Annotated in this window: 12 protein-coding genes and 3 pseudogenes; 8 read left to right on the forward strand and 7 right to left on the reverse strand. The window is 67.9% G+C overall.

All coding sequences use genetic code 11. The annotated features are described in order from the left end of the window. Positions 1-320 precede the first annotated feature (320 nt). The 3 genes and pseudogenes from OG897_RS32255 to OG897_RS32265 all read left to right on the forward strand — a co-directional run. Positions 321-668, forward strand: a complete 348-nt coding sequence (locus OG897_RS32255; RefSeq protein WP_266662376.1) for a hypothetical protein — start codon at positions 321-323, stop codon at positions 666-668. Beyond that, positions 665-1471 (forward strand): SAM-dependent methyltransferase, encoded by an 807-nt coding sequence (locus tag OG897_RS32260; RefSeq protein WP_266662378.1) that lies wholly within the window; start codon positions 665-667, stop codon positions 1469-1471. Before OG897_RS32255 ends, OG897_RS32260 begins: the two co-directional genes overlap by 4 nt. Positions 1472-1524: 53 nt before the next feature. Beyond that, a pseudogene (locus tag OG897_RS32265) lies at positions 1525-2325 on the forward strand (IS5 family transposase); the annotation flags it as partial. 130 nt (positions 2326-2455) lie between these two features. On the opposite strand, the gene ltrA reads toward OG897_RS32265, so the two are convergent. Beyond that, positions 2456-3895 (reverse strand): group II intron reverse transcriptase/maturase, encoded by a 1440-nt coding sequence (gene ltrA / locus OG897_RS32270; RefSeq protein WP_323188123.1) that lies wholly within the window; start codon positions 3893-3895, stop codon positions 2456-2458. A gap of 1071 nt (positions 3896-4966) precedes the next feature. Here ltrA and OG897_RS32275 point away from each other — a divergent pair. Further along, positions 4967-6124 carry a calcium-binding protein gene (locus OG897_RS32275; protein WP_266662382.1) on the forward strand — a complete coding sequence of 386 codons (1158 nt, stop codon included), beginning with the start codon at positions 4967-4969 and terminating at the stop codon, positions 6122-6124. Positions 6125-6599: 475 nt separating this feature from the next. Continuing rightward, positions 6600-7763, forward strand: a complete 1164-nt coding sequence (locus OG897_RS32280) for a methyltransferase domain-containing protein (RefSeq protein ID WP_266662384.1) — start codon at positions 6600-6602, stop codon at positions 7761-7763. Positions 7764-7850: 87 nt separating this feature from the next. On the opposite strand, the gene OG897_RS32285 is transcribed toward OG897_RS32280, so the two are convergent. From OG897_RS32285 to OG897_RS41105, 4 genes are all read right to left on the reverse strand, one after another. Beyond that, positions 7851-8321: a helix-turn-helix domain-containing protein gene (locus OG897_RS32285; protein ID WP_266662386.1), complete on the reverse strand. Its 471-nt coding sequence runs from the start codon at positions 8319-8321 to the stop codon at positions 7851-7853. A 1-nt stretch (position 8322) separates the two neighbouring features. Next, complete coding sequence (locus tag OG897_RS32290; protein ID WP_266662387.1) at positions 8323-8826, reverse strand: hypothetical protein; 504 nt, start codon at positions 8824-8826, stop codon at positions 8323-8325. Positions 8827-9633: 807 nt separating this feature from the next. Further along, complete coding sequence (locus OG897_RS32295; protein WP_266662388.1) at positions 9634-10344, reverse strand: hypothetical protein; 711 nt, start codon at positions 10342-10344, stop codon at positions 9634-9636. A gap of 248 nt (positions 10345-10592) precedes the next feature. After that, a complete protein-coding gene (locus OG897_RS41105) occupies positions 10593-11060 on the reverse strand; it encodes a DUF6248 family natural product biosynthesis protein (protein ID WP_353963769.1) in 468 nt (155 codons plus the stop codon). Here OG897_RS41105 and OG897_RS32300 point away from each other — a divergent pair. Beyond that, positions 10965-11339, forward strand: coding sequence for a hypothetical protein (locus tag OG897_RS32300; protein WP_266662390.1), 375 nt, complete (start codon positions 10965-10967; stop codon positions 11337-11339). The genes OG897_RS41105 and OG897_RS32300 overlap by 96 nt on opposite strands. A gap of 39 nt (positions 11340-11378) precedes the next feature. On the opposite strand, the pseudogene OG897_RS32305 reads toward OG897_RS32300, so the two are convergent. Beyond that, positions 11379-11525 (reverse strand): annotated as a pseudogene (locus OG897_RS32305) (ATP-binding protein); the annotation flags it as partial. Positions 11526-11592: 67 nt separating this feature from the next. Between OG897_RS32305 and OG897_RS32310 the strand changes: the two are divergent. Further along, on the forward strand, positions 11593-12138 hold the full coding sequence (locus OG897_RS32310; protein ID WP_266662392.1) for a winged helix-turn-helix domain-containing protein: 546 nt from the start codon (positions 11593-11595) through the stop codon (positions 12136-12138). After that, a complete protein-coding gene (locus OG897_RS32315) occupies positions 12063-12677 on the forward strand; it encodes a transposase (protein ID WP_266662394.1) in 615 nt (204 codons plus the stop codon). The genes OG897_RS32310 and OG897_RS32315 overlap by 76 nt, the downstream gene beginning before the upstream one ends. Positions 12678-12683: 6 nt before the next feature. On the opposite strand, the pseudogene OG897_RS32320 reads toward OG897_RS32315, so the two are convergent. Continuing rightward, positions 12684-12806 (reverse strand): annotated as a pseudogene (locus OG897_RS32320) (ATP-binding protein); the annotation flags it as partial. Positions 12807-13021 lie beyond the last annotated feature (215 nt).

The following is a 13021-nucleotide window of genomic DNA, read 5'->3' on the forward strand; positions in this document are numbered from 1 at the left end:
GGCAGCCCGGAGCGAGACGGGCTGCGGGGCAGCAAGCTGCCTGCTTCCGTAGCTGCGGCCTCCTCGGTGTGTCTACAGCCGGGCGCGGGAACCCACAGGCCCCTCCGGTCTTGGTGCCTCTTTCCCGGACGGGTCCCGCGCCCCATCCAAAGAGACCTTCCCGATGCTCTTCTTCACCCTTGCCTCGACCGCGCTCAGTGGCGGGCTTGCGGGGGCCGTACCCCTGGCGTGCGGCGAGTCCTGGCCCCAGGAGTGGGACCGCGCACACGCCTGTTCGGCGACGCCCGGGACGACTCCCCACCTCTTTCGGAGCAGGACCGATGACGACCGCCACCGCACCACCGGAGACCGGCACCGAGCACATCGACCTCCTCATCAACCGGGCCACCGGCATCTTCGCCACCATGCCCACGGACGCCGAGCTGGACGAGCTTGCCCGTAACCTGCCGACCGCCGACACCGCCCTGTCCGCCGTCGTTGACGTACAGGCCCGGCGTTCCTGGCGGGGACGGCTGCTGGCGGACGTCTGGCACTGCGGCACACTCCTGACGCACGATGAGAAAGCGTCGGCGACCGCGCACTGGACTCGGTCCTTCGGGAGCCGCCTGCGCTACCTCGCCTACGCCTCCACCCATCCGCCGACACCTCACCCGAAGGCCGCACGGTGAGCGCCGTGTCGGGGGCGGGCAGCCGCGAGGACCAGCGGCGCTGGATGGAGACGCCGAACGGGGCACGCCTGTACAACTGGCTGCTTGGTGACGTCGAGAACATGAGGGCGGACCGCGTCGCCGCCCAAGCCCTGGAACAGGTTGCCCCGTGGCTGCGCACGGCGGCTCTCATCAACCGGGACTTCGCCCAGCGGTCCGTCTCGTTTGCCGTGGCGGCGGGTGTCCGTCAGTTCCTGGACCTGGGCTGCGGTTACCCCGTCCGGCGCGGCGAGAACACCCACGAGATCGCGCAGGGATGCCGTGTGGTCTATGTCGACCATGACTGGTGCGTCTGTGCACATGCCCGCACCACGCTGGAGAACGGGCCCCGCGAGTACGTGGTGAGGGCTGATCTGCGGGACATGAAGAACCTCCTGGCCTCGCCCGAGGTGTGCAAGGCCATCGACCTCCGTGAGCCGGTCGCCGTCGGCCTCCACGATGTGCTGCCGTGGATCACCGACGACGACGCCGTGGAGGAGGCCCTCGGCGTTCTGCGGGAGTGGATGCCACACGGGAGCCTGCTGTCCCTTACCCACTTCACCGACCACTGGCACCCCGACACCATCGACACCGTCGTGGGCACCTACGCCGTGCACCAGCTCGACCTCCGCCCCCGCAGCTGGGAGAAGATCGGGGCCCTGTTCGGGGACTTCACCGGCCCCGGCATTGCCGAGCCCCACCTCTGGTACCCCGGTTCCGAGTTCCGTGACCATCCGCCCGAACACGCCGCCGCGTTCGCCGGGATCGCCCGCAAGGTCGCCTAGGGCCTGTCCGATGGGTCGCGTTACTGGCCAGGTCTCTGGTCGTTTCGGTCGCTGTGGGGCGGGGTGACTTGAGTGACGAGGAATGGGTCCGGCTGGGGCCGCACTTGCCGAAGAACGTCGGGCGGGGCGGACGTTGGAGAGACCACCGTCAGGTGATCAACGGAATCCTGTTCCGTCAGCGGACCGGTATCCCCTGGCGTGATCTTCCGGGTCGCTTCGGGAAGTGGCAGACGGTTTACGACAGGCATCGCCGCTGGTCGGCGGACGGGACATGGGACAGGATTCTGCGGGCGGTCCAGGCCGAAGCCGATGAGGAAGGCCGGCTCGACTGGTCCATGGTCAGCGTGGACTCCACCGTGTGCCGAGCCCATCAGCACGCCGCGGGCGCCCGCAAGCAGGCACCAAGGAAACCCGGCAAGCGCACCCGCCCCGCCCAGCACCGTGTCGATGAAGCCCTCGGCCGTTCACGCGGCGGACTGAGCACAAAGATCCACCTGGCCGGTGAGGGCGGGCTGCGGCCCCTGGCCCTGCTGATCACGCCCGGCCAGTGGGGCGATGCCCCACAGATGATCCCGGTCCTGGACCGTGTCCGTGTTCCCCGCCCGGCCGGTGGCCGCCCGCGCACCCGCCCGGACCACCTGAGCGGCGACAAAGCGTACAGCTCCCGCCGCAATCGCCGTTACCTGCGCCGCCGCCGGATCGGCCACACCATTGCGGAGCCGGAGAACCAGCGTGCCAACCGCCGTCGCCGGGGGAGCGCGGGCGGGCGGCCCGCTGGATTCGATCCGGCGCGGTACGCGCGCAGGAACGAAGTCGAACGGATGATCAACAAGTTGAAGTTCCATCGGGCTGTGGGTGAGGTCGACTCGGGGCGCCCTGCTGATGTTTCCACCAGTGGGTTTCCCCGAGCCGCCTCCCGAACCCGGCGTGCCCGTCTCCGGGCACCGGGCTCTCCACAAATCCCGTTCCAGGATGTTCAGTTCCTCATGCCGTAGTGGGCCACGGAGCCGGAATGAGTTTTCCCCGGTATCGGTATCTGGTCGTGCTTACCTTGGCCGGGTTGAACAGTTCCGCTTCCTCTGTGGCGGGCCACCAGCCGCCGCCGTAATAGCGCCGACGGAGCTGTTTCCAAGTGATCCCGGGGTGCTTGCGTCGAATCCATCGTGTCACCCTCATCCACGCGTAGTGGCTGAGGTAACAGAAAGCGACGTTCGAGACTCCGGGACGAAAATACGCGCACCATCCCCGCAACACCGAGTTCAGCCGGTGGAGCAAGGACTCCAGCGACAAGCCGACGTTCTGTCGTCCGGTCAGTTCCTTCACCTTTCCCGTCACGGAACGCACTGACTTCCGTGCCGGGTAGGTGTAGATGTACTGCCGATCAGTGCCAAGTTTCCGGTGACGCTGGATGCGCCATCCGAGAAAATCAAAGCCCTCGTCAATGTGCGTGATATGTGTCTTCTCCACCGACAGGCGAAGGCCCATCGGCTTTAATGCCTCTGCGACCTCGTCGCGTAGTTCCTCGGCATGTTCCCGGCGTCCGAAGACGAGCACGAGGAAGTCGTCCGCGTACCGGACCAGCCGGTAGTTGGGCAATCCCCGGCGCCGCCTTCTGCGCCGATCCTCGGAGGTGCCATCTGGTCCTCCGAGGCCCTGGGCAATGTGCTCGTCCAGGACCGAGAGCGCGATGTTGGCCAGCAGCGGCGACAGAATCCCACCCTGCGGGGTCCCGGTGCGTGTGTCCGTGAAAGCTCCGTCACGGGACAGGATCCCGGACTTCAAGAACGCCTTCACCAAGGACAGCACCCGCTTGTCCCCGATTCGATTCCGCACCCGTTCCATGAGGGCTGGGTGCGCGATCTCGTCGAAGCACGCCGTGATGTCGCCCTCCACCACCCACTCGTATCCGTGGCTGGCGAGATAGCGGGTCTCGGCGATCGCATCGTGGGCTCGGCGGTTCGGGCGGAACCCGTAGGAACACGGGAGGAATTCCGCTTCGAATACCGGCTCCAGCACCAGTTTCAAGGACGCCTGGACCACTCGGTCCGCCACGGTCGGAATCCCGAGACGACGAAGCTTGCCGTTCGCCTTGGGAATCATCCGCTCGCGGACGGGAACCGGATGGAAGCTGCGGTCTCTGATCTGGATTCGCAGCTTGTCGAGAAACACCTCGACTCCCTGCCCGGCTTCGATGGAGCGGGCGGTCTTCCCATCCACTCCGGCCGTGCGGGCACCCTTGTTTCCCCGGACACGGTCCCACGCCACCAACAGGAAGGCGGGATCGGCCACGAGGTTGAACAGGTCGTCGAACCTGCGATGAGAATCATCAACAGCCCAACGGTGCAGCTTGGTCTGGATCTCCAGTACCCGGCGTTCGGCCTTCATCAAGGCCCATTCCAGCTCGTCGGTATTCACCGGCGACATCCTCCTGGCATTCCAGTCTCCTTACTGCTGACTTGCTGGCCCCCTTCCCCATGTGACCGGCTTTCCCGGCCTCGGAGTACTACGGAGCCTCCGTCCTGCCCGACGGCCATCAGCCGGCGATGGACCTGCTCCCGATCGGACTGGATGTCCGGTACGGGAGCGACCGCGGACAGTTCCCACGTTCACCACGAATCGATCGACAGGTGAGGTGCCCAGCTCTACCCCGGCAGCATCGCCACGCTTACGCCGCAGACTTTCAGCGTGGCCTCCCCACCGATGCATAGAGTCGGCTTCGGAGTCGACCACCGACGAGCACTGGTGGCCGTGCACTGCGTCCGGCCCAGATCCGCCAGGTTCGAGCCGGTGTCGAAATTACGGGGCGTCAGGCACTGATTTCTCGCGTGCACCTTCCTGTCTCGCTAGCCGGACCCGGGCCGTCTGGCAGTACCAACCCGTCCCGTCGTTGTCGGGGCTGCTTACCGCTCAGCTCGACATCCCCCGAACCGAACTGCCCCCAGCTTCAACCGGATTGCTACGACAACCCGGCGGTGAAGGTCTCTCACCTCACTCGATTCCATGGCGCCTCGTGGCGCACCCATGCGGTTCGACAAGCGGGCCTATGTGTTTCACGGGACGGTCACCGTCGCCGCGATCCGGCTCTGGCTCCGGTAGTGGACGGACAGCTGCTGTTCGTCCGGACGTTCCTTCGGGGCCATCTGAGCCTTGGGGAGTCCGGAGCCGGTTCACTTTCGGGCAGGAATGGCGGTGGAACAGTCAGAGGGGGCCCGATTTCATCCCGGGATGCACATGTTTCCGTCATATGCGTGAGGAGTATTGCCGGGCCGTGAAGACGGCAGGAAGGTGGCATGAGCACACCACTCCGCTTTGCAAGGAGCGGCCAAAGGGCCGTCGAGGTGACCGAGAAGGGGAGTGCGTCCAGGCCCGGACCCCGCCCTGACAGTGCCCTGTTGGACCTGTCATATCCGTACGACCATCGCCGGTTCGCATTGCACCAGGGCCACGTTCCATGAGGCCCGCCGCACCGCGACGCCCGGCAGAACGGAGCTCTCCGTGACTTCCACCGCCCCAGTCCGCCGCCGCTCACGGCGGACCCGCCTGACCACCCTGTTCAGCGGGCTGCTGCTCGCCCTGGCCGGCATGTCCGTCGTGGCCGCACCCGCGCACGCGGACGCCGTGGTCCAGGTCACCGACTCCGCCGACCCGGTTCCGGTCGGCACCGTGTACCAGTACGTCATCACCCTCAGCGCCCCGGAGAATCTCGTCCAACTCACCGGTGAGGTCAGCGGCGCGGACGCGTTCCTCTTCAGTGCCGAGTCCTCCGACCCGGACCTCGTGTGCGGCACGGGTGGAACAACCCTGGTCTGCGACAGTGCCGGAGAGATCAGTCCCGGCACAACGCTCACCGTGAACGCGGTAGCCGGCTCCGTCGGCATCGTGACCATCGACGTCGCCACGACCGGCCCCGGCGCGGCCGGCTCCGACAGCACCACCACCACCATCGGCCCGGTGGGCCCCTCCGGAGCCGACCTGGCCACCACCGTCTCCGACACCCCCGACCCGGTCGCGCTGGGCGACTCGTTCACCGACACGGTGACCGTCACCAACAACGGACCCGGCGACGCGACCGGGGTGGAGACCACCGTCACCTACACCGGCGCCGCCACCGTCGGGACGGTGACGCCCAGCCAGGGCAGCTGTTCCACCAGCGGTCCCACCGTCACCTGTGCTCTGGGCACGCTCGCGAACGGAGCCTCGGCCACGGTGGCGATCACCGCTGAACCCACGGCGACCGGCACGGTCACCGCGACCGCCACGACCACCGCCACCGAGACCGACCCGGTCCCGGGCAACAACGAAGCCACCCAATCCACCACCGTCAACAACGCCAACGGCTGCACCATCACCGGAACTTCCGGCGCCGACACCATCAACGGCACCATCGGGGACGACGTGATCTGCGCACTGGGCGGCAACGACACCGTCAACGCCGACAACGGCCACGACACCGTCTACGGCGGCGCCGGAAACGACACCCTCAACGGCCAGAACGGGAACGACACTCTCAACGGCGGCCCCGGAGACGACACCCTCAACGGCGGCAACGGCAACGACACCATCAACCCCGGTGACGGAGACGACACCGCCGACGGCGGCAACGGCACCAACACCTGCCCCGGCGCCGAACACCCCACCAACTGCACCGCATAGCACCACAACCGCACACCATCCCGTCCTGTTGCCCCGACTGGCCCACGGCCTGTCGGGGCAACAGCACACAGCCAGAAGGGCCCTTGCAACCGGCGGACAAAGCCAAGCCCCGCCCCTTCGCTCATGCAGCCTCGCCCGCGAATCGACCCATCGGACAGGCCCTAGAGAAGCTCCTCGTACGACTAGCCACGGTCACGGACCTGGCTTGTTTCCCCTGGCCATCGCCGTGGTTGGTAGTTCGGCCGGAGCAGTGGACTGACCGCCGTGGAATTGGCCACGGGCGCCCCGGCCGGTGCAGGGGTCCTACCGGACGGCACAGGGCTGCGCCACCATGGGCGGTGACCGTCGGACCGAGGGAGGCCGTTGTGGGCAAGCACGAGAAGCCGCCACCACCGCCGGGCCAGGGCAAGCCGCCGCCGGGGAACTCCGACGGGCAGGTGCCGCCCGCGCCGCCGTCGACCGGGACCCACAAGAAATGAGCGCCCCTGCCTTCGGGGACGCGCAGCAGCGTCAGGACGCCGCTCTCGCTGAAAGGGACGCCTGGCCCGAGCGCTCTCCGTGGATCCGCACCGCGGTCCGTGACATCCCCCGGTCCGCGTTCGCGCCCCGGCGGCTGTGGCACTGGAACGGCCAGGCGTACCTGCCGCTCGACCGGACGAAGGACGTGGACCGGTGGGCTGCCGAGGTGTACGCCGACCCGGACGCCGCAGCCGTCACCCAGCTCACCGGCGGACTGCCGACCTCCAGCCTGTCGTGCACCGCGGTCGTCGTCGACATGCTCGACTCCCTCCTCCTGGACACAGGCCACCGGGTCCTCGAACTGGGCACGGGAACGGGCTGGAACGCCGCGCTCTTGGCCCACCGGGCCGGTAACAACCAGGTGGTGAGCGTGGAGACCGATCCCGGGCTCGCCGCGTCCGCGCAGCGCCGTCTCACCGGGTCCGGCACCGCGGTACAGGTCGTCGTCGGCGACGGAGCAGTCGGCTTCGCCCCCGGTGCCCCGTACGACCGGGTCATCTCCACTTACGCCGTCGACACCATCCCCTTCGCATGGGTGGAGCAACTGCGCCCCGGCGGACGCCTCGTCACCCCCTGGGGGCACCTGGGACATGTGGCCCTCACTGTTGCCGAGGACGGCTCCAGCGCGAGCGGATGGATGCAGGGCCTGGCCCAGTTCATGCCCGCCCGCACCCGCCTGCCCGCAGCCGATACGAAGGACTTCTCCCAGGTACGCGGCGACAAAGCTTCCGGCGGCGAACGCCCCTTCCTGCACCCGCTGGAGACATTGGAAGGGGACTGGGGTCTGCGGTTCCACCTCAGGGTGGCCATGCCCGAGATGCGCATCACCACGGCCCAAGACCAGGACGGGTGGAACGCCTGGATCCACGACGGACTGCACTCCTGGGCGGTGCTCGCCGCCCAGGGGGACGGAAAGACGATCACAACCCAGGGCGGGCCCCGCCGCCTCGCCGATCTCCTCGACGCGGCATGGGAGCAGTGGAGCGCACTGGGATCCCCACCGGTATACGACTACGGCATGACCGTCACCAACGGCGGCGCCACCCAGTACGTGTGGGCCAACGACCCGCTCACCGGTCCCCGGTGGGCCCTGGGCTCAGCAGCGCGGCAAGCGGTCTGACCAGGGCAACGCGCGGGGAGTCTGGCACGTCGGCTCTGCGGTGTTTGGGCGGTCCAGGCGCTGCCGCCGCTCGAATACAACTCCAGGTCAGCCTGCCAGGCGCAGGTTCGGGCGGGCCGCGACTGCGGGCGCGGGTTCGCCTCCGTTGGGATCGGGGTCGAATTCCGTTCCGGTGCGGGGGTCGCTGCGCCGAGGGGGGCGGACGTCTCCGGAGGCGAAGCGGAGGGGCCAGATGTGGGTGTCGGGGTCCTCGATGTGGTTGATCATGTGCGCGTAGGACTGGTATCCGGCGAACAGGGGGTGGATGAGTACCCGGCCGTGGCGGGTGCGGCCCTCGATGAGTCCGGTGTCGCGCAGTTCGCTCATGGCCCGTGACACGGATGCCTGGTGGATGCCCAGGCGTGCGGCGAGGTCGCTCTGTTTGATGCGCACGTCGCCGCCCGGGGCCTGGCGGGCCTGGAGGATGTCGAAGATGTCCCGCGCGGTCGAGGTCAGCCCTGCGTTCGGGAGCTGTTCCCATGCGGCGGGGTTGTGGAAGCCGGGGATTGTCCCGCTCATCTCAAGACCTCGTCTCTGGCAGAGGGATCACGATCTGGTGCGCTGCCAGTGTCGCCTGTCCCAGCTTCTGGAGGAGCGCGGTGTGCTTGCGGCTGGAGAAGCGGTACGCGAACAGAGGGTGGAGCCGGTAGTGACCGCGGCGCACCTTCCATACGAAGTGGTGGTGTGCGAGCTGGTGCAGGGCGCGGCTGATGGTGGCCTGGCCGTGCCCGAAATGTTGAGCGAGCTGCGTCTGGGTGACGGCGACGATGCCGTGCTCGTCGTGCTCGACAGTCAGGTGGTCCAGCACGTCGCGTGCAGCGGTCGTGAGTCGGAACCGCCAGAGGCTGCCCTGGAGTTCCTGCGACGTATTGACGTGCGAGCCGCCCTGGAACCCGTAGGCCTGGGGCGGGGGCGTGAACTGGACCAGCCCCCCGGTGCGGGAGATCCGCGCCAGCGTCTCCACCAGCTTGCGTTCCGGTCCGATGCCCGGCGCGGCGGCGGACGGGGCTGGCGCTGGCTCCACCGTAAGGGCCATGGTGCGGGGCCGTGCAGGCTGAACCACTGTGACCTGCGCTTTCTTGGATAGGGCCGTGCACAATATGAGTTCTAGGGCATCTTTTGCCGAGTTCTATTCACGGTGTGTCGCGGGCTGCTTGACGCAGGAGATCTATTCAGCAACCGTGAATGGAACTGGGGTGCCAGAGGCGGGGTTCTATTCATCCTGGGTGGATAGAACGGCCGCGAACGTGCAGGTCAGAGCGGTGCCGCTATCTTTAAAGAGCGGCGCGCGGGGGCGGGCGCCGGGCGGGTTTCCCCCTGCCCCTGGGCGGCCATGCGGCGGGTGCATGGTGGCTGACCTGGTGAAAGGCCAGCAGCGTGGCCGGGCGGGGTGGGTGGTGCGGGTGGTCCCCGCCCACGCCTGACCGTGTATCAGGCCGTGCCCCCTGACCCTTCGTTGGGCGCGGGTTGAAGGAGGACCGTAGAGGGATCCGCCGGAACAGAAAGCCCACGCCCCGCCCCGCTGGGATGCGGTGGCGGATCATACGGCGGCGCTGCGTGCCGGTGGGCGCTGCGGAGCCGGGTTCCGAACGGTGCGCAGGATCGGGCGGCGGGGCGGGGCGGCGGAGGTTCACGGGTGGTGCTCCCGGGGCGGTTGCGGGTGGGGGGTGCCCCAGGTAACCGGGTGCGGCTAACCGGTTAGCCAACCACCAGCGGGTAACCACGATTACGAGACGGTCACGATGCGCAGACTGTCCCGTGGTTGGTTGCATGGTTGGTACCTCCAGCGAGACCCGAGCCCGCCCGGCGTACCCGCTGTTGCCCGGCCGTCCTACTGCTCGCCGGAGGGGGATTGCTCCTGCTGGCTACGGGCGGCGCGCACCGCGCGGTCCCACTGCCAGGCCGGTCCGCCCTCGCGGGCGGCGAGTTCGCCCGCCGCGCCGCGCCGCCAGCCGCCGACCTCCTTGAGGAAGGTAGCCGCGACGGCAATGCGGTGGTTGGTCTCGGGGTTGGCTCCGCGCGGTGGGTTGGGCCGTTGGCGGGTTCCGGTTCCGATGTTGTCGCCGTCGCGCCGCTTGTCGAAGTCCTGGAGGTCGCCGCGGCGGAAGACCCGTGCTTCCTTGCCGCTGGGCATGAGTTCGGTGCCCACGGGTTCGGGGAAGTAGCCGGGGTGGTCCGCGAGGTACTTGCGGATGACGGCCGGGCTGGTGAAGTGGAACAGTCTGGCCGCCTCGCCGATCGCGATCCGGTCCTCCGGGTCGCCCTCGTGCAGGGCGGGGTCGGTGGGCAGGACCGCCTTCTTCTTCTTCGACTGGTGGGCTTCGAGGAAGCGCTCGAACTGCTGGCGGTCGTAGTAGTCGACCCGCTCGACGGTCGTCTCCTTCTCTGGGAACCGGCTGTCCTCGTCGGGGGTGTCGAGACGGTGCTTGTACCAGTAGCCGACGGTCACCTTGCTGGCTCCGGAGTGCTCCGCCATCCAGTCACGGTTCACCAGGGCGCGGCCGGCGACGACGATCTCGGCGGGGCGGGGAGGCTTGGCCATCACAGGTTCCTTCGGGGCGCAGCGGCGGGCTTAGACTGACGGTGTTCCTTCCTCTGTGGGTTGGACGCGATGGCCGGCAGATATTCGGTCAGGGTTGCCGCCCTGCTGACACCCTTCGGGGTGCTTCTGCTGGCCATCAACAGCTCCAGGCCACAATGGAACGGCTTTAAGCATGCTCCCGTGTGGGGGTGGTGTCAACCGCCGGCCCGGCCGCGGAACCGCCGCCCCGCCATCGCCCGGGGATGTCGTCAGAACAGTGCCTTCTGGCTGCGGTCCTCGTCGCATCCTCCGTCTGCGCTTGCATCTGACTCTTCGTCGACCGGCTGTACTTCGTCCGTTGGCTGCTGCCGGGGACGTGTGGGGGCCGGTCCGGTCTTGGGGCAGGCGCAGCGGCACCACCACACGCAGGGTTCGCCGTCGGGGCGGGGGATGAAACGAGTGGCTGCGTAGGTGAGACCGGAGAGTGTTTGTCGGTGGCTTCCAAGAGCGGTTGATGGCAGGGCGGTCTGAAAATGTCGCTGAGATTGAGAGCACCGGAGTCGGCTCGGTGGTGTGCGGCCCGGCCGGAGGCTGTGTGGAAGTCGGTGGAACGGTCCGTCGGAGTGGGGCAGGATCCGCTCATGGAGATGGAGCGTGTCATCGATCTTGATCAGGCAGCCGCAGTGATCTCTGAGCGGGCTGCGGGGTGGCTGGCGGCCGGTCTCACGGTTGGCCAGGTGAGGTGGCTGGACGCAACTTCGCCGTGGCCTCGTCAGCTTGAGACTGACAGGGCGCTCGTGCCTGATCCCGTATCCATCGGCGTGCTGATCGACGGCCCGGGGGACGCTGGGCTGTCCGTGGTGCTGTTCCGGGGCGGCTGGGCTGACGTGGACTACTTCGACGGTATCGACGACGGCGGACAGATACCGGCGTTCGACATCACATCGGCAGCGGCCTTCGGCACCCAGCTCGATCAGTGGGTGCCGCGCGCCTTCAAGAACCTTGGCAAGAGCTAGAGCTGAAGGGCTGGCTCCAGCCTGGCCCCACCTCGGTGATCAGCCAGCAGCGGCCTGTTGCTCGGCGCGGGCGCGGGTGGTGGCGAGGCGGTAGGAGTCGGTGCCCGTCTCGATGATGTTGCCGCCGAAGGTGAGGCGGTCGACGATGGCCGCGCAGAGCCTGGGGTCGGTGAAGGTCTTGGTCCAGAGATCTTTAATGGTGGGGGTTCTGGCCCCGCTGACGGTTGAGCTCGTGTGCGCTATGCCGGAGGGTATGCGGTATCCCGATGGTGGTGGCCTGACGGCTGAGGAGCGGGCCCGGAGAGAGCAAGTGCGTCTGGCTGCGGCCGAGTTGATCGAGGACGGAGTCAGTGATGCGGAGATCGCCCGGCGGTTTCGGGTGACACGGATGTCGGTCAACCGGTGGCACCGGGCCCTGGCCGCAGGCGGGCGTCAGGCACTGGTCTCGAAAGGCGCCGGCGGTGCCCGGTGCAAGCTCACCGACGAGCAGTTACGCCAGCTGGAAGGCGAACTGGAGGCGGGGCCTGCCGCGCACGGCTGGGCCGAGGACCAGTGCTGGACGCTCGCACGGATCGCCGAGGTGATCCGCCGCCGGTTCAAGGTGGAGTACACACTGGCCGGGGTCGACCTGCTGCTGCACCGGATCGGCTGGAGCGTGCAGGTTCCCGCCCGGCGGGCCGCCGAGCGCGACGAGGCGAAGATCGCCGCGTGGAAGGACGAGCAGTGGCCCGTCGTGAAAAGACCGCGGCGGACCTGGGTGCCTGGCTCTGCTTCGAGGACGAGGCAGGCCAGGGACTGAGGCCGCCCACCGGCCGCACATGGGGCCGCCGGGGCAGGACACCGGTCGTGAAAGTGACCGCCGCAGGCACCAAACGCGTCTCGATCGCCGCGCTGATCTGCACGAAGTCCGGGACCAGGTCCCGTCTGATCTATCGCACCCATGTCGACCGGGGTCCACGCAAGGGCCGGCGCAAGGGCTTCACCGAACACGACTACGTCCGTCTCCTCGACGCCGCCCACCAGCAGCTCGGCGGGCCCGTCGTGATCGTCTGGGACAACCTCAACACCCACGTCAGCGCCAAAATGAAGCAGTACATCAAGGCCCGGGACTGGCTCACCGTCTTCCAGCTCCCGCCCTACGCCCCCGAGTTCAACCCGGTCGAAGCGGTCTGGGCGCACCTGAAAAGGTCACTGGCGAACCTGGCCAAACAGGGCATCGACCAGCTGACCGCACTGGTCAAGACCCGCCTCAAACGAATGCAGCACCACCCCAGCCTCGTCGAGGGCTACCTCGCCAAGACCAGGCTGAACCTCGAACTCCGTAACCCCAACCATTAATGATCTCCAGCCGGAGAACGACTCGTTCGAGGCGATGGCCACGCTGTTCTTCTCCTCCCGCTCGGTCAGAACCTGGAAGAGGAGTTCGGCGCCGCGGCGGTCGAGTTCCATGTAGCCGAGCTCATCGAGCTATGCGGATATCCGCATAGCTCGATCTATGCCGAGACCGCGACTATGCCGACAATCCGCTGGCGACGGTTGCATCCTCGCCTGTCTGGTCTGCGTTTGAGACGTCGAGATGGAAGGGTGATCCGTTGGCGAGTGGCGTCCATCCCTGCGCGAGGGCGGTCCGGATGGCCTGGGCGACATCAGCCGGAACGACCGGCCTGGTCGTCAGACCGAAC

Source organism: Streptomyces sp. NBC_00237 (genome assembly GCF_026342435.1).
Classification (GTDB): Bacteria; Actinomycetota; Actinomycetes; order Streptomycetales; family Streptomycetaceae; genus Streptomyces.